The sequence below is a fragment of the Microbacterium shimangi genome (assembly GCF_043556445.1).
Taxonomy (GTDB): domain Bacteria; phylum Actinomycetota; class Actinomycetes; order Actinomycetales; family Microbacteriaceae; genus Microbacterium.
On the sequence record NZ_JBIGII010000003.1, the window covers coordinates 120,427 to 143,368 of the forward strand.

A 22,942-nucleotide genomic window follows, 5' to 3' on the forward strand; every position below is an offset into this window, starting at 1 on the left:
CAGCCGAGAGCCACCACGTGGCAGAAGTGACCGGGCCTAGACCGGGGTCACCGCGCGAGATCCCGTCCATCGAGTGAAACGCGCGTGGCGCGCATCGAACTCCCCCATTGCGGTGAGGTACACGAAGCGCGAGCGAGCGGCCAGCGCCAGACCGATCGCCGGGAGGTAGGCGAGCAGCATCCCGAGCTGGAGCGGTACCGCGACGACGACCGCCGCGATCCCTATCGAGAAGAGAAGGGTCCCCAGCCCGGTGACCGCTCGCGCGGTCGCCGCCGCCAGAGCGAGACCTGCCAGCGCGAGCACGACGCTCGGAACGACGAGGTGCATCCAGTCGCTCACCGGATCCATGCCCGGCGGAAAGGTCTGCGCGTAGACCGTCACCCCCGCAAGAGTGAGCAGCCCCGCGGAAATCACCGGTACGAAAGACAGCACGGTGAGCACGACGCCGTGCCACACCGCCGGTCGGCGCGAAACGGCGATCGTGAGCCCCACGGCGAGAGCGAGCGCACCGCACGCCAGCAAGCCGGTGAGGGGGCCGACATATCCGACGCCGTCGGTGCAGAGCCAGGATCCCGCGCCCTCGCCCTCCAGCCCGTAGTCGCAACCGAACCGGAGATCTTCGCGCAACAGGGCGACGGTCGCACCCGAGGAGAGAACCGCCAAGACTCCGCTGACGAGGATCGCGACGGTGCCGACCCCGTCGAACGGTGTCCCCTCGACGGGCGGGCGGGAGCGGGCAAGCTGAATCTCCGCTGCCACCGACGCGGGCACGGACAGCAGCGCGACGCACCCGACCACCATCGCCATGCCTTCCGGCGCCCGGAACACCACGAGAACCAGGAGCGCCGGTGACGCGGCCGCGGCGAAGGCAAGCCCGACCCGTGCGGCAGAGGGCTTCAGCCCGCCTCCGGGAATCGCCGCTGCCGCGACATTGATCGCCCCGATCAGGGCGCCCACGGCGACGACGAAGAACGTCCCCGCCACCGCCGCCCACACCGCGCCGAGAGCGACGGCGACCCAGGCGGCACGCACGTATGCGGCCGCGACGTCACCCCGCGTCGGTTCCCCCACGTGGCTGAGCGTATTCACCTCGAGCGGTGGCGGGGAAGCATCCGCGATTCTCTGCCAGCCGATTCCCCGGGAACGACCCCGGCTCAGCCCTGCTCCACGTCGGCGACCTGGACGTCGACGTGGAACTGCGTGCCGGCGACATCGCTGAGCTCGACGTCGGCGTCGTAGTTCTTGCCGTCCTCGGGATCGGTCAGGGTGCAGGTGCGCGACGCGCCGTTCTCGAGCTCGAAGTCGTCGGGGCCGCAGTCGATGTCGGGGCGGCGGCCGACCTGTTCTTCGAGGGCGTCCTCGGCGAGCTCGGCGACCTGGTCGCTCTCGACGGTGGTCGGTGTGGTGCTGGCCGTACCGATGTTGACCGAGCATCCGCCGAGAGCGAGTGTGAGACCGGCGAACGTGAGGGCAAGGGCGGAGAGGGACGACTTCTTCATGATCGTGTTCTGCTTTCCGCGACCACGGTCGCGCTGAGAAGAGTGAAGCGAGGACCTAGCTGAACATCCGGCCGAAGAACCCTTTGCGCTTCGACCAGCCGTGCGATTCGAGGAAGGAGGAGAGCGAGTCCTTGATCCGGGCCGTGTCGAACGACCACGACGCGAGGTGCCCTTCGCTGTCGGGCGTTCGCACGTACGGCGCCGCGACGAAGCCCTTCTGGATGCGGGTCTGCTTGCCCCGGAACCCTTCGGTACTTCCCCCGAACCTGATGGTGCCACCCGTCGTGATCCCACCCTCGAGGTCGGAACTCCTCTGGTGCTCCTCGAGCTCGTACGTCGCCTCGTCGGGCTGGAACTCGACCTCGATGCGATACGTCTCGTCGATCTTGCCCGCCCCGAGGAGCCCGACGTAGAGGATGTGTGCGATGTCCCACGTGCCGACGATGCGATCGCCCTCCACGTGGAACGCGAACGGCGATTCGGGGTCGTTGAGTGCATCAACCTGCGCCAGAAGCGCGGAAAGAGGAGTGGTCATGCTGGCAATGTAGCGGCGTTTGGATTCAGAGTCCAAACAACACGACGTCAGCTTGCGCCGCGGCCGGTTTTCTGCTGCAGGCGGTCGATGTGCTCCGACGCTTCGGCCTTGGTCAGGTCGGCCGAGAGCTCCTCGCCGGCCTCGCGCGCGAGGGTGTCGAGGTATGACCGCTGGGGGCCGGTCATCGGCTCGTCGCCGGTGACCCATTCTTCGGGGTTCTTCTCGGCACTGTCACCCGTGGGCTCCGTGGATCCGAGCGTGTTCGCGTTCGATGATTCGGACATGTGTACGACGGTACGCCGCGCGGGGGGCGGCCCGATCGGGGCTTGACATGACCGGCCTTCGCGGGTGAAGGCGCGCGGTGCTAGCGTCGAGGCGAGACCGCATGACGAGGAAGGAGCGGCGAATGTTCGAAACGATCACCTCGACCATGCACCTCCTCTTGAGCGTCCTCGGGCTGGTGGGCACCCCGGATCCCTCCGCGATCGGCGTGGCCGTCGCGGTGATCGCGGTGGGTCTCCTCGCCCTCTCCACCGTTTCGACGGCTCTGCCGGGAACGGGCGACGTCTCGGCTCCGCATCCGCGACGGGCGATCGACATCTCGACCCCGCTCTCGCAGAGCGATCCGGATGCTGCGGGCCACCCGCGCCCCCGAGCCCCGCAGTCCGCGGCTTCGGCCGCGTAACCCGCCCCGCCCGCACGTCCGTCGACGTCGTGGCGCCCCGGCGTCCCTTCGCGGCCGATCGACCCCGCCATCGATCGCCTTCGAAGAACGGACATCTCCGTGGACCCTTTCGCCTTCCCGCCCCTCGCCGCCCTCCTCGACACCGCCTACGCCGCTCTGATGACCCTGAGCGCGACTCTCGAACCCTTCACCGCAGCATCCGCCGCTCTCGCCGTCGTGCTCGTCACCCTCCTCGTCCGCGCCGCGCTCATTCCCACGGGCGTCGCCCAGGCCAAGGCGGAGCAGCTCCGCAGCCGCCTGGCTCCTCGGCTGCGCGAACTGCAGAAGAAGCACAAGGGCGACCGGGAGCGCCTGCAGCGCGAGACCATGCAGCTCTACCGCGACGAGAACGCGTCGCCGCTCGCCGGGTGCCTGCCCATCCTGATCCAGGCACCGATCGTCGGACTCCTCTATTCGCTCTTCCTCCACACCACGATCGCGGGGCACCCGAACGCCCTGCTCGCCGAGACGCTCTGGGGCGTACCGCTCGGTTCGACCCTTCTCGGGTCGCTGACGAACGGCGACCCCGCGGGAATCATCGTCTGCGGCGCGATCGTCGTCGTCATCGCTCTCGTCGGCGAGATCACCCGACGCGCATTCCGCTTCACCGCGCCCGCGGGCGACACCGCGCTGCCGGCGGGCGCGGGCGGATTGCTGGGAGCCCTGCAGTTCGCCACCGCTGCGGTTGCGGTCTTCGTCCCCCTCGCCGCAGGCCTCTACCTCGTCGTCACGGTCTCGTGGACCCTCGCGCAGCGCCTCGTGCTGAAGCGCGCATACCCGGCGCCACGCCCGTGAGCGGGGCGGGTCAGAGGATTCCGGCGCCGACTTCCGAGATCGCGCCGAGCGCCGTGACGATGATCAGACCGTTGAAGAAGAAGCTGAGAATCGAATGCACAAGCACGCGCCACCGCATCCGTCGATCCAGCACCTCGACGTCGGAGACGGCGAGGCTCACGGCGACGGTGTACGAGAAGTAGGCGAACTCGAGGATGCCCGGAGCCGCGGCCGAGGGGAATCGCAGCGGAGGTTCGCTCTCTCGGTAGTAGAGCTGCAGGTAGAGCTGCGCGAACCCCCAGTGGAAGAGCATCCAGGCGAGGATCATCGCCCAGACGCCCACGAGGTCGACGGCGACGTCGACCTCGTTCTGCGGATCGGCCAAGACGTGCTGGAGCGTCGCCGTCACGCCGACCAAGGTCACCAGGATCGTCCCCACGAGCGAAATGGCCCGCGGCACGATTCCGAGCTCGAGCAGGGTGGGAGGTTCGTCCGACTCCGCCGAGGCGCTCGCGACACGCAGGACGACGAAGACGCCCACCGCATACCCGGTGCCCACGAGACACCAGGCCACGAGCAGGAGGAGCGACGACGTCGTGCCGGGGGTCAGGAGGTACGAGAGCCCCAAGACGACGAGCACCGCCTGGATGACGGTGCTGACGGCGAAGCCGGCGATCGCCGTGCGGCGCCCCCTGCCGTGGCCCGAGCCGTTCCGATTCACGCCCGCAGGCCGTCGAGGATCCGCAGCGTCTCGGTCGTCCGCGCCTGATCGGCGGCAGCCGTGGCCCCGGAGGCGACCAGCTCGACGAAGCGTGCGATCTCACCGTCGAGCGCGTGCTGCTCGCCGTCGATCGTCACGGTGCGCGACCCCTCCGCGTCGGTGATCACGAGCCGCCGAGGGCTCGCGATGTGATCGATCTCGACCGACGCCGACTCGCCCTGGATCTCGCTCGGGAGCGATGACCGCGTGATCTTCGAGTACGACACGTCGACGACGAGCCCCGGATAGGCGGCGATGATCGCCCCGGCGCCCTCGACGCCCGAAACGATGGCGACCGACTCGCCCGCCACCCGGTCGGGAGCACCGAAGAGCGCAACCATCGCGTGCAGGCCGTACACGCCGAGATCGAGGAGCGCTCCGCCGCCCATCGTCGGGTCGAAGATGTTCACCGTCTCGCCCGCGAGAACACGCGCGTACCGCGACGAGAGCCCGTCGAACCGCAGCGACGCGCGCCGGAGGACACCGAGATCGGGAAGGATGCTGCGGAGCACGGCGAAACCCGGGTCGTAGGCGGTGCGCATCGCCTCGAGGAGGACGAGGCCCGCAGCATCCGCGTGATCGACCAGGCCGACCCATTCGGCTTCGGTGAGCACGGCGGGCTTCTCGACGAGCACGTGCTTACCCGCCCGGAGTGCCGCCGCCGCCTGCGCGCCGTGCACGCTGTTCGGGCTCGCGATGTACACCGCATCGACGGCCGACGAGGCGAGCATCGCGTCGAGATCCGAAAACGCGGCCTCCGCGCCGAATCGTGCCGCGAGTGCCCGCGCCCTCCCCGGGTCGCGCGAGAAGGCCGCGTCGATGCGCATACCTTCCGTCCGCTCGACGGCCTCGGAGAACTGCGTCGTGATGGGCCCCGACCCGATCGTTCCGATGCGGATCATTCGGCCTCCTCGGTGATGCGTCGCGGGTGCGGGTCTCGTCAGCTGTCGGTGTCGAGCATGTGACGCAGGATGCGCGCCAGATGCGCCTGATCGGCGTCGCTCACCTCGCGCAGCTCGATGGCCTCGCGGCGGACGAGCTCGGTCATCGCGGCGTCGACCCGCGCCGCACCGTCGTCGGTGAGCTGAACGATCACGCTGCGGCGATCGACGTCATTCGGGCGGCGCTCGATGAGACCGCGCCCGGAAAGCTTGTCGAGTCGGTTCGACATCGCGGCCGAACCGATCATCGTCGCCCCGATCAACTGCGCGGGACTGAGCTCGTGAGGGGGCTCGGTACGACGCAGAGCCGCGAGGACGTCGAACTCCCAGCTCGCGAGCCCCGCCCCGTTGAACGCACCCGCACGGAGCCTGGTGAGACGGTGCGAAACTCGCCGCAGCCTCGACATGACGTCGAGGGGTGTGAGGTCGACCTCGGGAAGTCGACGCGACCACGCATCGATGAGGAGATCCACCTCGTCGTCGCGGTCCGCGGAAGCCATATGACGACCGTAACGCCTCCGCGCCCCCGCGCGGCGTCTCGGCGCAGCGTGGCGTACCCATCCGTCGCGGCGACGTCAACCCGGGGGCGAGTGCGATGGCCGCGGGGCACCGTGGGATGACGAGAGAGAAAGGACGCACCATGAGCATCCCCTTCGACGAATCCACGTCCACCGACACCACCGTCGACGACGACGCGACCCTGGCCGCGACGCAGGACGACACCACCCTGGATGACCCCACGATGAATGAGGAGGCCATCCGCGCCGCCGCGTTCGATGCCGACGGCACCGACGACGAGTCGGTTCCCGACGTGCGCGAGGACGTGCCGCTCGACGACCTTCATGCGCTCGACGCCGATCAACCCGTCACCCAGGGCGACTCGCCCCTCGAGGCCGCTCTCGGCGAAGACGGTCAGGGCGATCTGGCCGCCGAAGACGAAGTCGGCGCCGGGCTCGACGACGACGGTCCGAGCGATCTCCGCACCGCCCTCTGAGGCGACTCAGATACCTCCCGGGGGTATCATCGTCGCGTGCACGGATACGAGGGCAACAAGGAAGACCTGCTGAAACGCCTGCGTCGGGCCGAAGGCCAGGTGCGCGGAATCGCGCGTATGGTCGAGGACGACAAGTACTGCATCGACATCCTCACCCAGGTATCGGCGGCGACGAAAGCCCTCGAGACGGTCGCACTGTCGCTGCTCGGCGATCACCTCAGTCACTGCGTGGCCGAGGCGACCGCCGAGGGAGGCCCCGTGGCGCAGGAGAAGATCCGCGAAGCAAACGAGGCGATCGCCCGCCTCGTCCGATCTTGAATCGCTCGTCCGACAGGAGAAACCCCGTGACGATCCAGCCCCTCCGCCTCACGCCCATCGGTGATGAGGTCTCGCTCGAGCCCGCGGAGATGTGCGGGTGCAGCGGCGGCAGCTGCTCCGTCGCATCGGCACCCGCGTCCGAGGCCCTCGATCAGCGCGACGTCCTGGTCGACGGAATGACGTGCGAGCACTGCGTACGGGCCGTGACCGAAGAGTTGGGCGCCCTCGCCGGAGTCGACGAGGTGAGCGTGGACCTGGTCGTCGGAGGTTCTTCGCGTGTCCGGATTCGCACCTCGCAGCCCCTCGACGACGACGCCGTGCGCGACGCCGTCGAAGAAGCGGGCTACCAGCTCGCTTAGCCGTCAGCGGCGACGCTGGACCGCGTCGACCGCGGAGTGGAAGGTCAGCTCCTGGCTCACTTCGACCGCCCGGTCGTAGCGGAGCCCGCCGAGAGCGACGAACACGGCCCCGACCACCTCGACGTAGCCGACGACGCGTCCGTCACGGGTGATCTCGTAGAGGTCGGGGTCGACCCGCGTCCAGGGAACCTCGGACAGGGCGCGATCCGCTGTGTCGGCGGCGTGCTGCGCTTCCATGACCATGGCGACTCCTCTGTTCATCCCGGGTTCACCCACTGTGCCCCGGAACGACACCCGCACCGTCGGGCTTGACGGATCGGGCCTTGTCGCCTACTCGCTCTCTCGAGGCCTCCCCCGCCGCGGTCGTTCCACCGACAGCGGAAATGCCGCAGCCCCCGGATCGACGGCGACGGCGACCGCCGCAGCATCCAGCCACTCGATCTCGGCCCTGGCCTGCGCCGCCGCGGCCGCGCGGACGATCGCGCCGGCCACGTCGACGGAACTCGCGCTCTCGATCCCGGCGAGGCGATCGATCGCGTCGCTTCGCTGCCGCGAGATGACGGCCGCGGCATCGACACCCGGCAGGGTCGCGGCGAGGGCGACCTTGTGCGCGAGTTCGTCGCGTCCGTTGGGTGGATCGGGCCGCCCGAGCCATTCACTCACGTGCCCGCGACCGGGATCGGTGATGCCCCAGTACACGTGACCGCGATCGTCGGCGCCGCGATTCGCCACGAGACCATCGCGCTCGAGTCGTTCGAGCGTCGTGTAGATCTGTCCGACGTTCACCGCCGCGCCCGTGCGGCGCGCGTACTCGGCGCGAAGCTGGTAGCCGTAGCAGGGGCCCTGGTCGAGGATGGCGAGCAGCGCATGGCGCACCGTCATGCGGCCTCCGAACGGGATATCGGGTATGTACCTACCGAGTATACGAAAGCTCGGTCAGCCGCCGATCGCGTTCATCCCTCGCGGCGGCTGCAGGAACGACGGGTCGTTGATCGCGTGCCCCGGGAGCTTTCCCCGAACGCTCGCCCGCAAGACCGCGTCGATCGCTCCCGCCCGCTCGGGCGCGCCCCCGCGAAGCACGGGCACGAGGTCGTACTCGGCGATCGAGAACAGGCAGTTGCGCACCTGACCGTCGGCCGTCAGACGCAACCGGTCGCAGTCGCCGCAGAACGGAGCCGTCACCGACGCGATCACTCCGACCTCGTGAGGCCCGCCGTCGAGCAGCCACTTCTCGGCCGGCGCCCCGCCGCGTCCGGGAACGGGCGTGAGCTCCCAGCGATCGGCCAGAGTCGCCACGATCTCTTCGCGCGTCACCATCTGTTCGCGATCCCAGGTGTGCCCCGCGTCGAGAGGCATCTGCTCGATGAACCGCATCTGAGCGCCCGAGTCGACAGCGAACTGCACGAGGTCGACGATCTCGTCGTCGTTCACCCCGCGCATGGCCACCGCATTCAGCTTGAGAGGACGCAACGGCGAAGCAGCGGCAGCGGCGATCCCCTCGAGCACTTCCGGAAGCCGGTCGCGCCGGGTGAGAGAGGCGAACTTCTCGCGCTGGATCGTGTCGATGCTGATGTTGAGGCGCGCGAGACCCGCATCGACCAGGTCGTCGAGCACCTCCGGAAGACGGATGCCGTTCGTGGTCATCGCGACCTCGACCGGTCCGTCGGGGCTCCGCAGAACGGCCAGTCGCCGGACGACGTCGACGATGTCGCGGCGCAGCAGCGGCTCGCCGCCGGTGAGACGGAACGTACGCACCCCCGAGGCTGCCGCCACCTCGGCGATCTCGACGATCTCGTCGAGGGTGAGGATGCTGTTGCGGGCCAGCCACTCGTTGCCCTGCTCGGGCATGCAGTAGGTGCACCGCAGCGAACAGCGGTCGGTCAATGAGATCCGCAGATCGCGGTGCACCCGGCCGTGGGTGTCGATCAGCGGCCCCGACGCGGCGTCTGCGGCGCCATCGACAGCCGTGACGTCGGAGCGCCGACGAATGGCCACCGGTACGGCGGTCATCGCTGCGGCTCCTGCGTCATCTTCCGAGGCTACCCGCGGAATCGGCGACCGGGCCCGTGAGGCCCGTTCGCTCGACGCCGAGACACCTCCGCATGCCGCGGAATCGTGCGGGTTACGCTGTGGTCAGACCACATGAGAGAGCTCACTAGGAGGTAACCGTGGAGTGGCTGGACCCTCTGCTTCTCGCTCGTTGGCAGTTCGGCCTGACGACGCTCTACCACTACCTCTTCGTACCCCTCACCCTCGGGATGGGCCTGGTCGTGGCCATCTTCCAGACCGTTTGGTACCGCACCGGGGGGCTGAAGTGGCTGCACCTGACGCGCTTCTTCGGCAAGATCTTCTTGATCAACTTCGCCATGGGCGTCGTCACCGGGATCGTGCAGGAATTCCAGTTCGGAATGAACTGGTCGGCCTACTCCCGCTTCGTCGGTGACGTCTTCGGCGCCCCTCTCGCGTTCGAAGGGCTCCTCGCGTTCTTCCTCGAGGCCACCTTCATCGGCCTGTGGATCTTCGGGTGGGACAAGCTGCCGAAGGCCGCCCACCTCGCCAGCATCTGGATGGCGGTGATCGGCGCGACACTGTCGGCCTACTTCATCCTCGCCGCGAACGCCTTCATGCAGAACCCGGTCGGCTACCAGATGGCCGCCGACGGATCGCGCGCCGAGCTGATCGATTTCTGGGCGCTGCTGACCAACCCCGTCGCCCTCGCCGCCTTCCCCCACACCGTCACCTCCGCGTGGATGTTCGCCGCGGCCGTCGTGATCGCCGTCTCGGCCTGGCATCTCGCCCGCGGCCGCAGCATCGAGATGATGCGCCCGTCCCTTCGCTTCGGCATGTGGTTCATGGTGATCTCGTTCGCCGGCGTAGCCCTCTCGGGCGACCAGCTGAGCCTGGTGATGGTGCAGACCCAGCCGATGAAGATGGCCGCCGCCGAAGCGATGTACAACACCGCGTGCGGCGCCGATGCCTCGTTCTCGATCTTCTCGCTCGGCACCCCCGACGGATCGGCCGAGGTGTGGTCGCTCCGTGTGCCGTGGCTGCTATCCCTCCTCTCGACCCACTCGCTCGACGGCTGCGTCGAGGGCATCAACGACCTGCAGGCGCAGTACACCGCGCAATTCGGCGCCGGCGACTACACCCCGGTCATCTGGGTCACCTACTGGGCGTTCCGCTGGATGATGGGCCTGGGAGGAGCCGCTGCCCTGCTCTCGGTCGTCGGCCTCTGGGTCACCCGCAAGAAGTCGCGCTTCGCGATGAAGCGCTGGATGTGGCGGGTGCTCGTCTGGAGCGCCCCGCTCCCCCTCATCGGCAGTCTCGTGGGCTGGATCTTCACCGAGATGGGCAGGCAGCCGTGGATCGTCTTCGGCTTGATGCTCACCGAAGACGGCGTCTCACCCAGCGTGCCGGGGTGGAACGTGCTGATCTCGCTCGTCGCCTTCACCGCGATCTACGCCACCCTCGCCGTGGTGGAACTCGGGCTTCTCGTGAAGTTCGCACAGCAGGGGCCTGACCCGTTGCCCGATCCGAACGCACCCCGCGAACCCGACACCGTCGAGAACACCCCGACGACGGTCTACTAGGAGCTGACATGGACCTCGCGTACCTCTGGTTCTGGATCATCGGATTCTTCTTCGTCGGATACTTCGTGCTCGACGGATTCGACTTCGGCGTGGGGATGTCGCTGCCCTTCCTGGCGAAGGACGACGTGGGCCGCCGCCAGATCATCAACACCATCGGTCCCGTCTGGGACCTCAACGAGACCTGGCTGATCGTCGCCGGCGCCTGCCTGTTCGCGGCCTTTCCCGAGTGGTACGCGACGCTTTTCAGCGGCTTCTATCTCGCGCTGCTGCTGATCCTGCTGGCGCTGATCGCCCGCGGCGTGTCGTTCGAGTACCGGCACCAGCGCGACAGCCTGCGCTGGAAGCGCGGATTCGACACGATGATCGTGGTCGGTTCGGCGGTCCCCTCGTTCCTGTGGGGCGTCGCCTTCGCCAACATCGTGCAGGGCGTACCCATCGACGCCGACAAGGAATTCACCGGCTCGCTCCTGACCTTGCTCAACCCCTACGGCCTGCTCGGCGGGGCGACGACCCTGCTGCTGTTCTTCGTGCACGGCGTGACCTTCGTCGCCTTGAAGACCGACGGCCCGGTGCACGAGAAGGCCCGGCGCCTCGCAACCCGCGCCGGGGTGCTCGCGATCGCCGTGGCCGCGACCTTCCTCCTCTGGACGGTGACCGCGCACTTCTCGCTCCCGGTGGCAGCGCTCGCGGCCGTTGCGGCGGTGACCCTCATCGCCTCGGTGCTCTCGAACGCCGTCGACCGCGAGGGCCGGGCCTTCGCGTTCGGAGCGGCGACGATCGTCGCGGCGGTCGCGATGCTGTTCTTCGCGTTGTTCCCGAACGTCATGCCGTCCTCCACCGACCCCGCGTTCAACCTCACGATCGAGAACGCCTCGAGCACCGATTACACGCTCACGATCATGAGCTGGGCGGCTCTCATCTTCGTGCCGCTCGTCATCGCCTACCAGGGCTGGACCTACTGGGTGTTCCGCAAGCGCGTGACGCGCGCACGCATCGAATCGGCCGCAGCATCCGCCCACTGACCCGGTGAGGGAAGATCGAGGGGTGAGCGAGCAACGGGCGGATCGGGTGCGCGGCCCGGTCGACCCGCGACTCGTGAAGTACGCGACGGCGTCGCGATCGTTCCTCGCGATCACCGCAGCGATCGTGCTGGCGCAGACCGGTGTCATCGTCGGCGTCGCGTGGACGCTCACCTCGGCCCTCGTCGGCGCCATCGGCGGCGCCCCGCTCGAGCAGCTGTGGCCGCTCGTCGGCACCGCGGCCGCCCTCGTGGTCGTCCGTGCCCTGCTCATCGCCGCGTCCGAGCGGGTATCGGCACGCGGCGCGGCGCGGGCCTCGCTGCAGCTGCGTGACGCGCTCGTCTCGGCGGTGCATCGACTCGGACCCCGCTGGCTCGGCGACCGCAACGCCGCATCGCTCGCCGTCGTCGCCGGCCACGGGCTGGAGTCGCTCGACGCCTACTTCGGCCGCTACCTGCCGCAGCTGGTCGCCACGGCCGTCACGATGCCGATCCTCTTCGGTGCGATCCTTCTCGCCGACCCGATCTCGGCGCTCATCATCGCCGTGACGATTCCGCTGATCCCCGTCTTCATGATCTTGATCGGCCTCGCCACCCGATCGGTGCAACGCCGCCAGTTCGACACCCTTCGCCGCCTGGCCGCGCGCTTCGCCGACACCGTCAACGGCCTCGGCACGCTCAAGGCCTTCGGACGCCAGCATCGTGCCGCCGACACCATCGAAAGCGTCACGCGCAGCTACAAGCGCGAGACGATGGCGGTGCTGCGGGTCTCGTTCGTCTCGGGGTTCGCACTCGAGTTCCTCGCGTCGATCTCGGTCGCCATCGTCGCGGTGACGATCGGCTTCCGTCTGCTCGCGGGCGAGATGGATCTGCTCGTGGGCCTGTTCGTCCTCCTCCTCGCCCCCGAGACCTACCTGCCGCTGCGTCAGGTCGGCGTGCAGTTCCACGCTGCGGCCGAGGGAGTGGCGGCGACCGACGAGATCTTCGATGTGCTCGACAGCTCTCCCTCGGAGAGTGCAGTCGGCGTTTTCGCGGCGCCCCGAGGTGGAAGCCGGATCACCGTGCGCGCGCTGCGCGTGAAACGGGGCGAACGGATGCTGCCGCCGATCGACCTCGAGGTGGCCCCCGGTCGGGTGGTACTGATCGACGGACCGAGCGGGGCGGGCAAGTCGAGCCTCGTCGCCGCCCTTCTCGGTTTCGCCGAGTACGACGGCACGATCGACGTCGACGGCGAGATCGTGGCCGATGCGCGCGACGCGATCGCGTGGGCCGGTCAGCGGCCAGGACTCGTGGCGGGATCGGTGTCGCACAACGTCGCGCTCGGCGACCCGGCACTCGACCGGGCGACCGTCGAGGCCAGCCTCATCGACGCCCAGGCGATCGACGTCGATCCGACGCTCGAACTGGGCGTCCGCGGCGGCGGGCTGTCGGGCGGACAAGCCCAGCGCGTCGCCGTCGCCCGAGCGCTCTACCGTCTGCGGCGCGTTGCGGGAACGGGGGTGCTGGTGCTCGACGAGCCCTCGAGCGCACTCGACTCCGAGACGGAGGGCGCCCTGTGGGACCGCCTGCGAGAGCTGGCCGACGACGGCGTCGGCGTCGTGCTCGTCTCGCACCGGCCCTCCGCGCGACGCATCGCCGATGCGGTCGTGACGGTCGCCGCCTCAGACCGCGGAGTCGTCTCGTGAACGCCCGGGTGAAAGCGGTCCTGCGCGCGGCGCAACCCTCCACCCGGCGTTTCACCCCCGCCGTCCTCGCCGGGGTCGGCACCGCCGTGAGCGCCATCGCCCTCCTCGCGGCGAGCGCCTGGCTCATCGCGCGGGCCGCCGAGCAGCCGGCACTGCTCTATCTGTCTGCGGCCGTCGTGGCCGTCCGGGCGTTCGCACTCGGACGGGGGGTCTTCCGCTACCTCGAACGGCTGAGCGGTCACGACGCCGCGCTCGACCAGCTCGCCACCGTGCGCGCCACGCTGGTGCGCGACATCGTGCCGCTCGCCCCCGACGGCATCGGCCGTGCCCGCCGCGGCGCGCTGCTCGCGAACCTCGTCGATGACGTCGACGAACTGCAGAACCTGCCCCTGCGCGTCGTGCAACCGCTCGCCGTCGCCGGGCTCACCGCCCTCGCGAGCGTGGTCTTCACGGCCTTCCTCTCGTGGCCTGCTGCCCTCGTGCTCGCCGCCTGCCTCGTCGTCGCGCTGGGCCTCGCCGTCTGGGTCGGCTGGGCCGCAGGAGCGCGTGCCGAGCGCGACATCTCACCGCTTCGCGCCGAGGTCGCCGACTCACTGCTCGACCTGCTCACCTCGCTCGACGTGCTGATCGCCTTCGGGGCGACGGATGCTGCGCACGACCGCATCCGACGAGCCGACGAGAATCTGCGGCGCGCCGTGGTGCGCCGCGGCGTCGCTCAGGGCTTCACCTCCGGCGCGGTCTCGCTGCTCGCGGGCCTCGCCTCGCTGATCTCGCTCGCGATCGCTGCCCCCGCTGTCATCGACGGCACACTGAGCGGCCCGGGACTCGCCGTCGTCGTGCTGCTGCCGATGGCCGTGTTCGAAGTGTTCGGGCCTGTGCCGCTCGCCCTCGCCTCGTGGCGCCAGGTGCACTCCGCGGCGACGCGGGTGGCAGAGACGGTGCCCGCCGAGGTGCCGGCGGGCCTTCCCCGCGATGAACCCGAACCCACCGGGGTCGCCGCGCCCCTCGAAACCTCCCGGGGCCGCGGGATCGAGCTGCACGGCCTCGGGGCATCGTGGCCGCGCCGCGGCGCAGAGGCGGGAGACCCGGGCCGACTGCACGACGTCTCCCTCCGCATCGACGCCGGCGAGAGAGTCGTCGTGACGGGGCCGAGCGGGGCCGGCAAGACGACTCTCGCGCACGTGCTGGTGCGCTTCCTCGATTACTCGGGCTCGTACCGCATCGGCGGTGTCGAGGCGCGCGGCCTGTCGGGCGACGACCTGCGCCTGACCGTCGGACTGGTCGAACAGGAGCCGTTCCTCTTCGACGAATCGCTGCGGCAGAATCTGCTGTTCGCCCGTGACACCGCGACCGATGCCGACCTCGACGCGGTGCTCGCCCGTGTCGGCCTCGCGAGCTGGGTCGAGAGCCGCGGCGGGCTCGATGCCCCCGTCGGCGACCGCGGCGTGCTCGTCTCGGGCGGGCAGGCCCAGCGCATCGCCCTGGCCCGGGCGCTCCTCCACGACTTCCCGGTGCTCGTGCTCGACGAGCCGACCGCCGGCGTCGACCCCGCGGCATCCGATGCCCTGCTCACCGACCTGCTGACCGCCGTCCCCGCCGATCGCGCGGTGGTGCTGATCTCACACGTCGACGTGCCTCCGGCTCTCGTCGACCGCACCGTCAGGATCGAGAACGGGCGCATCGCGGGCTGAGCTGGGTCAGAAGAGGGTGTGGATTGCGTCCTCGACCGGCTCATCCCGCAGAAGAACGTCGAGGAATGCGTGATTGATGAACAGTCGCTCACGGCCCATCCTGACGCTGTGCAGGACGCCCGCCTCCACGACTTCGTTGAGCCACTTCGTTGCAGTCGGACGCGATACCGAACACCGCTCCATGACCTTGCCGATGCGGCAATACGGTTGCTCGAAGAGGGCGTCGAGAAGATCGGAGTTAGCCCCGGCGCTCGTGGCGCGTACCCGCTCGCGCACCTCGTGCTGAAGATCCTGGATCGCGTCGATCTTCGCCAAGGTCGCGCGAGCAGTGTCCCGGACGGCGGTCAGCATGAAGATGACCCATTCTTCCCATGCGCCCTCGCGCGTCACCGCGAGAAGCAACCGATAGTAGTCGTCCTTGTGGAGGATGATGAACCGCGACAGGTAGAGAACGGGCGACTGCAAGAGGCCCCCGTCGACGAGCATGAGGATGTTCAAGATGCGTCCCGTGCGCCCATTGCCATCGGCGAAGGGGTGGATCGCCTCGAACTGGTAGTGGGAGAGCGCCATGACGACCAGCGGGTCGAGAGAGACAGACGCGTGAATGAAATCTGCCCAGTTGCTGAGCTTCTCGCGGATGACAGCCTCACCCTGGGGCGGCGTGTAGATCGCGCGTCGCGTCGCCGGGTTGGCGATGATCGTGCCAGGAAGATTGCGGACACCCATCTCCCGCCCCTGCACGATCGAACAGATCTCGGTCGCCGTTGTGACAGACAGCGGTCGTGACCGCACGCTGTCCAGCCCGGCGAACAGAGCGGAACGGTATCGAAGCGTCTCTTTCGTCTCAGGCGTCGCGAGTTGCGACTCGTCTTGTGCGTAACGGAAGAGCTCGTCGGTCGTGGTGACGATGTTCTCTATCTCGGAGCTCGCCTGCGCCTCGAGAATCGGTATGGCATTCAACAACACGGCCGGGTTCGGCATTCGACGTGCGGCCTGGTCGAGCGCGGCGAGTGCAGCCCGCGCGTCGATCACCACCTTGAGCACAGTGACGGTCTCTATCTGAGCACTTGGCGGCAACGCCGGGAGCGCGTTGTACGGTTCCTCAGGTCGCCACGTCACATGTAAAGCTTACGCGCACGCTTCGAGGACGTTTAAATCTTTCGTCGGATTTTTTACATGTCTCGCTGACGCGTCAACATTCTTCAACTTTCGAATTTGTCATCGCTGACGTTCGCTAAGTGAACAACGACAACTTCGTCGAGAATCGGATCGGCACTCTCCGGCGCTACCGCGCGTAGCCTGAGGGCATGAAACCGCTCGTCGAGCCGATCGACGCCCTCGATCCGTCGGAGCTCATCCGCACGGCCCGCCACGCGGTGCTCGCCGGCATCGGCAACGAGGGGCAACGCCGCCTCGCGGCCGCCCGCGTCGCCGTGGTCGGAGCGGGCGGCCTCGGGTCCCCCGTGATCCTCGCCCTCGCGGCCGCCGGCGTCGGCGAGATCGTCGTGATCGACGACGACGTGGTCGACGGCTCCAACCTGCAACGGCAGGTGTTGCACCGCATCGGCGACACGGGCCGCCCCAAGGTCGACTCGGCGGTGCGCGCCGCCGCCGACCTCTCGCCCGCGACCCGTGTGATCCCCGTCTCCGAGCGCCTCGACGCCGACAACGCCACGCGCCTGCTCGACGGCGCGCACCTCGTCGTCGACGGCAGCGACACCTTCGGTACGCGAGAGGCCGTCGCGGCTGGCGCCGACGCGGTCGGCATCCCGGTCGTGTGGGGCGCCGTCCAGGAGTTCGCTGGTCAAGCGACGGTGTTCTGGTCGCGCCCGCCCGCCGGCATCGCCCCCGTCTCGCTGGGCGACCTCTACCCCGCCGGCAGCACGGGCGAACCGCCCACCTGCGAGCAGGTCGGCGTGCTCGGGTCGCTCTGCCTGCAGATCGGCGGCATCCTCGCAACCGAAGTCGTGAAGCTCATCACCGGCGCCGGTGAACCGCTTCTCGGGCGAGTGCTCCTGATCGATGCGCTGCGCGGTCGTCAGAGCGAGATCGCGCTGCACGCACGCGCGACGGCGGTGCCCGCATGACCGCGCTGCACGCACGCGCGACGGCGGTGCCCGCATGACCGCGCTGCGCACCGTCGAAGCGCAGCTCGGTCGCGTGCTCGCCGCCGTGCGTCCACTCCCGGTCGAGGCACTCCCGGTCACCGCGTCGCTGGGCCGCACCCTGGCCGAACCGGTGATCGCGGCGGGCGACATTCCGCTCTTCCACAACTCCGCCATGGACGGTTTCGCCGTGCGGTACGCCGACGTCGCCGCCGCCGCACCCGAAACCCCCGTGACCCTTCGGATCGCCGCCGACCTGCCCGCCGGAACATCACTCGACCCGCCCCTCGCCCAGGGAGAGGCGGCCAGGATCATGACGGGCTCGCCGGTTCCGACCGATGCCGACGTCATCGTGCCGTTCGAAGACACCGTCGGCGGCCTCGCCGCGGGCCTGGCCGACGTGGTCATCGAGCGCGCACCGCGCGAGCGCGGCACGTTCATCCGCCGCCGCGGGGGCGACCTCCACGCGGGAGACGAGGTCATCGCGCCGGGTATCCGCATGGGGGCCTTCCAGATCGCGGCCGCCATCGCCGCGGGGGTGGGAGAGGTCCGCGTCGCCCGCGCACCCCGCGTCACCGTCGTCTCGACCGGGAGCGAGCTGAGCGCACCCGGTGCATCGGGCGGTCGCGGCAGCATCCCGGATTCCAACGGACCCCTCCTCGCCGCGCTGCTCGACGGTGCCGATGCGGAACTCGTCGGGCTGCACCGCGTGGGCGACGACCCGGCAGAGGTCACCCGCGTCACCCGCGAGGCCGAAGACGCCGGGGTCGATGTCATCGTCTTCACCGGGGGCGTGAGCGCCGGTGCGTACGAGCCCGTCCGCGGTGCGTTCGCGGGCGGAGAGGGTGGCGTCGAGTTCGTGGGGGTCGCGATGCAGCCGGGCAAACCTCAGGCGTTCGGCACCCTGCCGAGCGGCTGCCTCGTCTTCGGTCTTCCGGGAAACCCGGTCAGCGTCGCGGTGTCTTTCGAGGTGTTCGTGCGCCCCGCCCTCCTGCAGCTGCAGGGTCGCGCCGACATCGCGCGCCCGCTCGTGACCCTCGAGGCCGCCGAGAGCTGGCGCACTCCCCCGTCGCGCCGGCAGTACCTCCCCGCCGTGGTCGACCTCCGCACGGGAACCGTGCGTCCGGCGACAGCCGGCGGATCGGGGTCGCACCTCGCGGGCGGACTCGCCCACGCCGAGGCGTTCGCGATCGTGCCCGCCGAAGTGTCCGAGGTCGCCGTCGGCGATCGGCTCGACGTCATACTTGTTCGATGAGCTTCACCCATCTCGACGCCGCCGGCCACGCGCGCATGGTCGACGTCACCGCGAAACAGCCCACCGTGCGCTCGGCCACCGCCCGCGGCTTCGTCCGCTGCGCCCCCGAGGTGATCGCCGCCCTCCGCGACGGCACCACTCCCAAGGGCGACGTCCTCGCGGTGGCGCGCATCGCCGGCATCCAGGCGGCGAAATCGACGCCGGCCCTCCTGCCCCTCGCCCACGTGATCGGGGTGCACGCGGCATCCGTCGACCTCGTCGTGACCGACGCGGGTGTCGAGATCGAGGCCACCGTCGGCACCGCCGACCGCACCGGCATCGAGATGGAGGCGTTGACCGCCGTCTCGGTCGCCGCCCTCGCGATCGTCGACATGATCAAGGGCATGGACCGCTCGACCGTGATCGAGAACGTGCGCATCGTCGCGAAGACCGGCGGCCGATCGGGCGATTGGACGCGTCCCGAGTGACCGTGCGCGTGAGGTACTTCGCGGCGGCGGCCGAGGGCGCCGGCGCCGACGAGGAGCAGCGGAGCGAAGCCTCGCTCTCGGCCCTCCGTGCCGCGATCGTCGGTGACCACCCGAACCTCGGCGACATCCTGCCGCGGTGCGCGGTGCTGGTCGACGGCGTGCGGACAGACACCGATGCCCCGCTCGCCGCGGGTTCACTCGTCGACGTGCTGCCCCCCTTCGCCGGAGGCTGAGCGGCGGCGCAGCTCTAGCCCCCGAGACCCTTCCAGGCCGTGGTGCCGTCGGCTTCGACCTGGCGCTTCCAGACCGGCAGTTCGAGCTTGATGGCCTCGATCACCGCGCGGCACACGTCGAACGCCTCAGCGCGGTGGCCCGACGCGACGGCGATCACCACCGCCGCGTCACCCACCGCGAGGCGCCCGACCCGGTGACTCACCGCGACGATCGCATCGGTGCCGGCAGCGGCGCGCTCGGCGATCCCGCGGAGCGCACCCTCGGCATCGGGGTGCGAGGAGTACTCCAGCGCGACGACGGCGGTCGAGGCATCGGGGTCGTTGTCGCGCACGCGCCCGATGAACGTCGTCACCGCTCCTGCGGCCCGGTCATCGACCGCGGCGAGATGGGCGTCGAGGTCGAGGCGCTCCTCCGAAAGGGCGGCGAGGCGTACGGCGCTCACGAGTGGTCCGATCCGCCGAGCTGGTCGAGCACGTGCCCGGCGATCGACACGATCACGGGGATTCCGGATGCCACGGCACGCGGCGACCCCGGAAGGTTCACCACGAGCGCCCCCGGGCCGTCGACGACACCCGCGACACCGCGCGACAGCATGCCCGCCGGCTTCTCGGCGGTGCTCCGGCGCCGAAGCTCCTCGGCGATCCCCGGAAGTTCGCGGGTCACGACGCGGGCGGTGCCCTCGGGCGTCACATCGCGCGGCCCGACACCGGTGCCGCCGCTGGTGACGATGAGACGGGCGCCCCCGTCGAGGGCGGCACGGAGCGCTGCTTCCACGCTGTCGGCGCCGTCGGGCACGATAGTCGCGTCATCGCAGGTGTAACCCGCCGCCCGAAGTGCCTCGACGGCGACCGGGCCACTGGCGTCGGCGCGCTCACCCGCCGCCGATCGATCGGAAACGGTGATCACGGCGGCAGTGTGTTGCATGACGTTCACCCTACGATGCGACCCGCGCGGGTTGCGGGTCGGATGCCTCGGCGGTCGCCGTGATCCGGGCCGCCATTCCGGGGAAGATCAGCCCGTGGAAGGGGAGGACGCCCAGCCAGTACAGCCGCCCGGCGAGTCCCATCGGGAAGAAGACGGCGCGCTGCTCGTAACGCGCACCGTCGCCGTCGGGGCTGACGCGCATCTCGAGCCACGCGAGGCCCGGAACCTTCATCTCGGCGCGGAGACGCAGAAGCCGGCCCGGCTCGACCGCCTCGACGCGCCAGAAGTCGAGGGCGTCGCCGACGGTCAGCACCGCCCGGCTCCGCCGTCCGCGCGCGAGTCCGACGCCGCCGACGATCCGGTCCATCCAGCCGCGCATCGACCACAGGAGCGGGGAGGAGTACCACCCGTTCTCCCCGCCGATACCCGCGATCACGGCCCACACCTGCTCGGGCGATGCCGTTGTGGTGACCGAGCGTGCGTCGACGAACACGGTGCGCCCCGCCCAGTCGGGGTCGCTGGGCAGCGGGTCGCTCGGAACACCAGAGACCTCGGCGTCTTGCCAGCTCGTCTCGATCGTGTCGTCCTGCACACGCCCGAGGGCCATCGCCACCGCGCGGCGGTACGGCGTCAGCCCGTCGGCGGGCCGCGGGATCAGCGCGTCGACGTCGTGATTCTTCATGATGCACTCGTTCTGGAGCGACTCGACGAGCGGCCGCGCGGTCGCCCGCGGGATCGGGGTGACGAGATTGACCCAGTGAGACGCGAGCCGCGGGGTCAACACCGGGAGGGCGGCGATCGCGCGTTGGCGCAGCCCGGCCTCGACGGCGTAGCCGTTCATCATCTGGCCGTAGCGCAGCACGTCGGGCCCGCCGATGTCGACGGCGCGATTCACGTCGGCGTCGACGCGTGCCGCGCCCAGCAGATAGTGCAGCACGTCGCGCACGGCGATGGGCTGAATGCGGTTGCGCACCCACTTCGGCGCGGGCATGTAGGGCAGCACGTCGGTGAGGTGGCGCACCATCTCGAACGACGCCGAACCCGACCCGATGACCACGCCCGCCTGCAGAACGAGGGTCGGCACACCGCTCGCCAGGAGGATCTCACCCACCTCGACCCGCGAGCGCAGGTGCGCAGACAGGGGTGCGTCGTCGGGGTGCAGCCCGCCGAGGTAGACGATGCGACCGACGGATGCTGCGGCCGCCGCCGCCGCGACCGTCTCGGCCGCGACGCGGTCGGCGTTCTCGAAGTCTTTGCCCGCCGCCATCGAATGGACGAGGTAGTAGAGCACGTCGACCTCCTCGACGGCCCGGGCGACGGCGTCGGGATCGCCCGCCTCACCCTCGACGACCTCGACCCGCGATCCCCATTCGAAGGCGGTGACGCGCGCGGCGTTCCGGGCGAGCACGCGCACGGCGTAGCCCGCTTCGAGCAGACGGGGCACGAGGCGCCCACCCAGGTATCCCGTGGCGCCGATCACCAGCGCGCGCGGCGGGGTTCCATCGTCGTGGGGTTCGGCGATCAGGTCGGGTTCGCGGCCGGTGGGCGCGGTCAGCTCGCTCATACCGCGACGCTACGCCGCCGCATCCGCTCGCCCCGAGGGCTTGACGACATGTCACCCGCGCACATGTCCCGCTTTCCGCAACGATCGAGGCAATTTCTCGCGGAATTCGGGACACGCGTTCCGCGCGAGAGCACTAGGGAGTGAGCTGAGCCACCGAACGGGGGCGCACGACGAGCCACAGACCGAGGGCGCCGATGAGGGCGCAGCCGAACATCACGACGGCCATCGAGGTCGCCGTGATGCCCTCCGACCCGGAGAGCCAGCCGACGAGGGGCGAGACGAGGCCCGCAACACCGAAGTTCACCGCGCCGAGCACCGAAGCCGCCGTGCCCGCCGCCTTGCCGTGCCGGTCGAGAGCCAGCACCTGCACGCACGGGAAGGTGAATCCGCACGAGGTCATGAAGACGAACAGGGGCACGACCGTGCCCCAGAGTCCGAGGCCCAGCTGATCGGCGGCGATGATCGCGGCGGAGCTGAGGATCAACGCAGACGTCGAGAAGGCGAGCACCCACTGCGGGCCGAACCGTGCGGCGAGGCGCGCGGCGATCTGGTTGCCGATGACGAGGCCGATCGAGTTGACGGCGAAGAGCACGCCGTACATCTGCGGATCGAACCCATAGGTGCCTTGGAAGAGGAACGATGACGCCGACAGGTACGAGAACAGCCCACTGAAGGTCATGCCGCCGATCACGAGCACGCCGACGAAGACCCGGTCGCCGAAGACGTTGCGGTAGCGCTGCAGCACGGTGGTTGCGCCGCGATCCTGCCGGCGGGCGGGCGGAAGCGTCTCGAAGATGAGGAACAGCGCGCACCCCAGCATCAGGGCGCCGTATACCGCGAGAACGACGAAGAGTCCGCGCCACGGCATCACCTGGAGGAGCGCAGAGCCGACGAGCGGGGCGATGACGGGCGCCACACCGGTGATGAGGGCCAGTCGCGACAGCACGACCACGAGCCGCTTGCCGCCGAAGAGGTCGCGGACGATGGCCATCGCGACGACGCCGCCCGCCGCAGCCCCCATTCCCATCAGCACGCGCGCCGCGCCCAGCAGCTCGAGGCTCGGGGCGACGGCCGCGAGAAGGCTCGCGACCACGTGCAGACCGGTGACGATCAGGAGCGGGATGCGACGACCGACCTTGTCGCTGAGCGGACCCACGATGAGCTGCCCCAGGGCGAAGCCGATCATGGTGCCGGCCAGGGTGAGCTGGATCGCGGCCTCGGTCGTCCGGAAGTCTTCGCGCAGGATCGGGAACGCGGGCAGGTACATGTCGATCGTGAACGGCCCGAGTGCCGTCAGTGCGCCGAGCAGAACGATGAGGATCACCCGGCGCCGCGTCGCGATCGCATCGCCCGGGTGCAACATGATCGGCGCCGTGATGGGGTTGGAACCGAGGGTACGGATGGCGCCCGTCGTCGCGGGCCGACGGTCTGTGACGCCCCCGGTGGGCGTCGGATCGACCACGGGAAGGGAAGCGGTATCGCGCACGAGAGTCTTCGTTTCGAAC

General features: G+C 69.7%; 28 protein-coding genes. 13 read left to right on the forward strand and 15 right to left on the reverse strand.

Going from position 1 to position 22,942, the window contains the following annotated elements:
* Nucleotides 1–36 precede the first annotated feature (36 nt).
* From ACFXQA_RS02225 to ACFXQA_RS02240, 4 genes are all read right to left on the reverse strand, one after another.
* On the reverse strand, nucleotides 37–1,071 hold the full coding sequence (locus ACFXQA_RS02225) for a hypothetical protein (protein WP_394518159.1): 1,035 nt from the start codon (nucleotides 1,069–1,071) through the stop codon (nucleotides 37–39).
* An 83-nt stretch (nucleotides 1,072–1,154) separates the two neighbouring features.
* Nucleotides 1,155–1,499 carry a DUF4333 domain-containing protein gene (locus ACFXQA_RS02230; protein ID WP_394518160.1) on the reverse strand — a complete coding sequence of 115 codons (345 nt, stop codon included), beginning with the start codon at nucleotides 1,497–1,499 and terminating at the stop codon, nucleotides 1,155–1,157.
* A 55-nt stretch (nucleotides 1,500–1,554) separates the two neighbouring features.
* Complete coding sequence (locus tag ACFXQA_RS02235) at nucleotides 1,555–2,034, reverse strand: hypothetical protein (RefSeq protein ID WP_394518161.1); 480 nt, start codon at nucleotides 2,032–2,034, stop codon at nucleotides 1,555–1,557.
* A gap of 47 nt (nucleotides 2,035–2,081) precedes the next feature.
* On the reverse strand, nucleotides 2,082–2,318 hold the full coding sequence (locus tag ACFXQA_RS02240; RefSeq protein WP_394518162.1) for a DUF3072 domain-containing protein: 237 nt from the start codon (nucleotides 2,316–2,318) through the stop codon (nucleotides 2,082–2,084).
* Nucleotides 2,319–2,440: 122 nt separating this feature from the next.
* On the opposite strand from ACFXQA_RS02240, the gene ACFXQA_RS02245 reads away from it, so the two are divergent.
* The gene (locus ACFXQA_RS02245) at nucleotides 2,441–2,719 is read left to right on the forward strand and encodes a DUF6412 domain-containing protein (protein ID WP_394518163.1); all 279 of its coding nucleotides are present in this window, start codon (nucleotides 2,441–2,443) and stop codon (nucleotides 2,717–2,719) included.
* A gap of 99 nt (nucleotides 2,720–2,818) precedes the next feature.
* Nucleotides 2,819–3,553, forward strand: coding sequence for a YidC/Oxa1 family membrane protein insertase (locus ACFXQA_RS02250; protein WP_394518164.1), 735 nt, complete (start codon nucleotides 2,819–2,821; stop codon nucleotides 3,551–3,553).
* Nucleotides 3,554–3,563: 10 nt separating this feature from the next.
* On the opposite strand, the gene ACFXQA_RS02255 is transcribed toward ACFXQA_RS02250, so the two are convergent.
* Genes ACFXQA_RS02255 through ACFXQA_RS02265 form a run of 3 tightly spaced genes read right to left on the reverse strand, consistent with a single transcriptional unit; the run spans nucleotide 3,564 to nucleotide 5,733 of the window.
* On the reverse strand, nucleotides 3,564–4,253 hold the full coding sequence (locus ACFXQA_RS02255) for a DUF1345 domain-containing protein (RefSeq protein ID WP_394518165.1): 690 nt from the start codon (nucleotides 4,251–4,253) through the stop codon (nucleotides 3,564–3,566).
* Entirely contained in the window at nucleotides 4,250–5,194 is a 945-nt protein-coding gene (locus ACFXQA_RS02260; protein ID WP_394518166.1) for a Gfo/Idh/MocA family protein, read from the reverse strand. The genes ACFXQA_RS02255 and ACFXQA_RS02260 overlap by 4 nt, the downstream gene beginning before the upstream one ends.
* A 38-nt stretch (nucleotides 5,195–5,232) precedes the next feature.
* The gene (locus tag ACFXQA_RS02265; RefSeq protein WP_394518167.1) at nucleotides 5,233–5,733 is read right to left on the reverse strand and encodes a MarR family winged helix-turn-helix transcriptional regulator; all 501 of its coding nucleotides are present in this window, start codon (nucleotides 5,731–5,733) and stop codon (nucleotides 5,233–5,235) included.
* Between the two features lie 140 nt (nucleotides 5,734–5,873).
* Between ACFXQA_RS02265 and ACFXQA_RS02270 the strand changes: the two genes are divergently transcribed.
* Genes ACFXQA_RS02270 through ACFXQA_RS02280 form a run of 3 tightly spaced genes read left to right on the forward strand, consistent with a single transcriptional unit; the run spans nucleotide 5,874 to nucleotide 6,904 of the window.
* The gene (locus ACFXQA_RS02270) at nucleotides 5,874–6,227 is read left to right on the forward strand and encodes a hypothetical protein (RefSeq protein ID WP_394518168.1); all 354 of its coding nucleotides are present in this window, start codon (nucleotides 5,874–5,876) and stop codon (nucleotides 6,225–6,227) included.
* Nucleotides 6,228–6,263: 36 nt separating this feature from the next.
* Nucleotides 6,264–6,545, forward strand: a complete 282-nt coding sequence (locus ACFXQA_RS02275; RefSeq protein WP_394518169.1) for a metal-sensitive transcriptional regulator — start codon at nucleotides 6,264–6,266, stop codon at nucleotides 6,543–6,545.
* 26 nt (nucleotides 6,546–6,571) lie between these two features.
* The gene (locus ACFXQA_RS02280) at nucleotides 6,572–6,904 is read left to right on the forward strand and encodes a heavy-metal-associated domain-containing protein (RefSeq protein ID WP_394518170.1); all 333 of its coding nucleotides are present in this window, start codon (nucleotides 6,572–6,574) and stop codon (nucleotides 6,902–6,904) included.
* 3 nt (nucleotides 6,905–6,907) lie between these two features.
* On the opposite strand, the gene ACFXQA_RS02285 is transcribed toward ACFXQA_RS02280, so the two are convergent.
* The 3 genes from ACFXQA_RS02285 to moaA form a co-directional block, all read right to left on the reverse strand.
* Nucleotides 6,908–7,147 carry a hypothetical protein gene (locus tag ACFXQA_RS02285; RefSeq protein ID WP_394518171.1) on the reverse strand — a complete coding sequence of 80 codons (240 nt, stop codon included), beginning with the start codon at nucleotides 7,145–7,147 and terminating at the stop codon, nucleotides 6,908–6,910.
* 87 nt (nucleotides 7,148–7,234) lie between these two features.
* A complete protein-coding gene (locus ACFXQA_RS02290) occupies nucleotides 7,235–7,786 on the reverse strand; it encodes a PadR family transcriptional regulator (RefSeq protein ID WP_394518172.1) in 552 nt (183 codons plus the stop codon).
* A 54-nt stretch (nucleotides 7,787–7,840) separates the two neighbouring features.
* Entirely contained in the window at nucleotides 7,841–8,914 is a 1,074-nt protein-coding gene (gene moaA / locus ACFXQA_RS02295) for a GTP 3',8-cyclase MoaA (RefSeq protein WP_394518173.1), read from the reverse strand.
* A gap of 158 nt (nucleotides 8,915–9,072) precedes the next feature.
* On the opposite strand from moaA, the gene ACFXQA_RS02300 reads away from it, so the two are divergent.
* From ACFXQA_RS02300 to cydC, 4 genes are read left to right on the forward strand one after another with little or no spacing between them, the layout of a single operon-like run.
* Nucleotides 9,073–10,494 carry a cytochrome ubiquinol oxidase subunit I gene (locus ACFXQA_RS02300; protein WP_394518174.1) on the forward strand — a complete coding sequence of 474 codons (1,422 nt, stop codon included), beginning with the start codon at nucleotides 9,073–9,075 and terminating at the stop codon, nucleotides 10,492–10,494.
* 8 nt (nucleotides 10,495–10,502) lie between these two features.
* The gene (cydB, locus tag ACFXQA_RS02305) at nucleotides 10,503–11,516 is read left to right on the forward strand and encodes a cytochrome d ubiquinol oxidase subunit II (protein WP_394518175.1); all 1,014 of its coding nucleotides are present in this window, start codon (nucleotides 10,503–10,505) and stop codon (nucleotides 11,514–11,516) included.
* Nucleotides 11,517–11,538: 22 nt separating this feature from the next.
* Nucleotides 11,539–13,197, forward strand: coding sequence for a thiol reductant ABC exporter subunit CydD (cydD, locus tag ACFXQA_RS02310; RefSeq protein ID WP_394518176.1), 1,659 nt, complete (start codon nucleotides 11,539–11,541; stop codon nucleotides 13,195–13,197).
* Complete coding sequence (gene cydC / locus ACFXQA_RS02315; RefSeq protein ID WP_394518177.1) at nucleotides 13,194–14,888, forward strand: thiol reductant ABC exporter subunit CydC; 1,695 nt, start codon at nucleotides 13,194–13,196, stop codon at nucleotides 14,886–14,888. Before cydD ends, cydC begins: the two co-directional genes overlap by 4 nt.
* Nucleotides 14,889–14,894: 6 nt before the next feature.
* Here the strand turns inward: cydC and ACFXQA_RS02320 are convergent, their stop codons facing one another.
* On the reverse strand, nucleotides 14,895–16,007 hold the full coding sequence (locus ACFXQA_RS02320) for a Fic family protein (RefSeq protein WP_394518178.1): 1,113 nt from the start codon (nucleotides 16,005–16,007) through the stop codon (nucleotides 14,895–14,897).
* 188 nt (nucleotides 16,008–16,195) lie between these two features.
* Between ACFXQA_RS02320 and ACFXQA_RS02325 the strand changes: the two genes are divergently transcribed.
* From ACFXQA_RS02325 to ACFXQA_RS02340, 4 genes are read left to right on the forward strand one after another with little or no spacing between them, the layout of a single operon-like run.
* Nucleotides 16,196–16,975, forward strand: a complete 780-nt coding sequence (locus tag ACFXQA_RS02325; protein WP_394518179.1) for a HesA/MoeB/ThiF family protein — start codon at nucleotides 16,196–16,198, stop codon at nucleotides 16,973–16,975.
* A gap of 34 nt (nucleotides 16,976–17,009) precedes the next feature.
* The gene (locus ACFXQA_RS02330; RefSeq protein WP_394518180.1) at nucleotides 17,010–18,248 is read left to right on the forward strand and encodes a molybdopterin molybdotransferase MoeA; all 1,239 of its coding nucleotides are present in this window, start codon (nucleotides 17,010–17,012) and stop codon (nucleotides 18,246–18,248) included.
* A complete protein-coding gene (gene moaC / locus ACFXQA_RS02335) occupies nucleotides 18,245–18,715 on the forward strand; it encodes a cyclic pyranopterin monophosphate synthase MoaC (RefSeq protein WP_394518181.1) in 471 nt (156 codons plus the stop codon). The genes ACFXQA_RS02330 and moaC overlap by 4 nt, the downstream gene beginning before the upstream one ends.
* A complete protein-coding gene (locus tag ACFXQA_RS02340; RefSeq protein WP_394518182.1) occupies nucleotides 18,712–18,948 on the forward strand; it encodes a MoaD/ThiS family protein in 237 nt (78 codons plus the stop codon). The genes moaC and ACFXQA_RS02340 overlap by 4 nt, the downstream gene beginning before the upstream one ends.
* Nucleotides 18,949–18,962: 14 nt before the next feature.
* On the opposite strand, the gene ACFXQA_RS02345 is transcribed toward ACFXQA_RS02340, so the two are convergent.
* From ACFXQA_RS02345 to ACFXQA_RS02360, 4 genes are all read right to left on the reverse strand, one after another.
* A complete protein-coding gene (locus ACFXQA_RS02345; RefSeq protein ID WP_394518183.1) occupies nucleotides 18,963–19,391 on the reverse strand; it encodes a molybdenum cofactor biosynthesis protein MoaE in 429 nt (142 codons plus the stop codon).
* On the reverse strand, nucleotides 19,388–19,873 hold the full coding sequence (locus tag ACFXQA_RS02350; protein ID WP_394518184.1) for a MogA/MoaB family molybdenum cofactor biosynthesis protein: 486 nt from the start codon (nucleotides 19,871–19,873) through the stop codon (nucleotides 19,388–19,390). The genes ACFXQA_RS02345 and ACFXQA_RS02350 overlap by 4 nt, the downstream gene beginning before the upstream one ends.
* A gap of 10 nt (nucleotides 19,874–19,883) precedes the next feature.
* Nucleotides 19,884–21,437 carry an SDR family oxidoreductase gene (locus ACFXQA_RS02355; RefSeq protein ID WP_394518185.1) on the reverse strand — a complete coding sequence of 518 codons (1,554 nt, stop codon included), beginning with the start codon at nucleotides 21,435–21,437 and terminating at the stop codon, nucleotides 19,884–19,886.
* A 133-nt stretch (nucleotides 21,438–21,570) separates the two neighbouring features.
* Nucleotides 21,571–22,923, reverse strand: coding sequence for a multidrug effflux MFS transporter (locus tag ACFXQA_RS02360; RefSeq protein WP_394518186.1), 1,353 nt, complete (start codon nucleotides 22,921–22,923; stop codon nucleotides 21,571–21,573).
* Nucleotides 22,924–22,942 lie beyond the last annotated feature (19 nt).

Excerpts from the sequence above, each read along its gene's own strand:
- moaC (WP_394518181.1), top strand. The coding sequence starts at position 18,245 with ATGAGCTTCACCCATCTCGACGCCGCCGGCCACGCGCGCATGGTCGAC.
- ACFXQA_RS02265 (WP_394518167.1), bottom strand. The coding sequence starts at position 5,733 with ATGGCTTCCGCGGACCGCGACGACGAGGTGGATCTCCTCATCGATGCG.
- ACFXQA_RS02270 (WP_394518168.1), top strand. The coding sequence starts at position 5,874 with ATGAGCATCCCCTTCGACGAATCCACGTCCACCGACACCACCGTCGAC.
- ACFXQA_RS02245 (WP_394518163.1), top strand. The coding sequence starts at position 2,441 with ATGTTCGAAACGATCACCTCGACCATGCACCTCCTCTTGAGCGTCCTC.
- ACFXQA_RS02330 (WP_394518180.1), top strand. The coding sequence starts at position 17,010 with ATGACCGCGCTGCGCACCGTCGAAGCGCAGCTCGGTCGCGTGCTCGCC.
- ACFXQA_RS02290 (WP_394518172.1), bottom strand. The coding sequence starts at position 7,786 with ATGACGGTGCGCCATGCGCTGCTCGCCATCCTCGACCAGGGCCCCTGC.
- ACFXQA_RS02355 (WP_394518185.1), bottom strand. The coding sequence starts at position 21,437 with ATGAGCGAGCTGACCGCGCCCACCGGCCGCGAACCCGACCTGATCGCC.
- ACFXQA_RS02350 (WP_394518184.1), bottom strand. The coding sequence starts at position 19,873 with ATGCAACACACTGCCGCCGTGATCACCGTTTCCGATCGATCGGCGGCG.
- moaA (WP_394518173.1), bottom strand. The coding sequence starts at position 8,914 with ATGACCGCCGTACCGGTGGCCATTCGTCGGCGCTCCGACGTCACGGCT.
- ACFXQA_RS02235 (WP_394518161.1), bottom strand. The coding sequence starts at position 2,034 with ATGACCACTCCTCTTTCCGCGCTTCTGGCGCAGGTTGATGCACTCAAC.
- ACFXQA_RS02285 (WP_394518171.1), bottom strand. The coding sequence starts at position 7,147 with ATGGTCATGGAAGCGCAGCACGCCGCCGACACAGCGGATCGCGCCCTG.
- ACFXQA_RS02240 (WP_394518162.1), bottom strand. The coding sequence starts at position 2,318 with ATGTCCGAATCATCGAACGCGAACACGCTCGGATCCACGGAGCCCACG.
- cydB (WP_394518175.1), top strand. The coding sequence starts at position 10,503 with ATGGACCTCGCGTACCTCTGGTTCTGGATCATCGGATTCTTCTTCGTC.
- ACFXQA_RS02230 (WP_394518160.1), bottom strand. The coding sequence starts at position 1,499 with ATGAAGAAGTCGTCCCTCTCCGCCCTTGCCCTCACGTTCGCCGGTCTC.
- ACFXQA_RS02260 (WP_394518166.1), bottom strand. The coding sequence starts at position 5,194 with ATGATCCGCATCGGAACGATCGGGTCGGGGCCCATCACGACGCAGTTC.
- ACFXQA_RS02325 (WP_394518179.1), top strand. The coding sequence starts at position 16,196 with ATGAAACCGCTCGTCGAGCCGATCGACGCCCTCGATCCGTCGGAGCTC.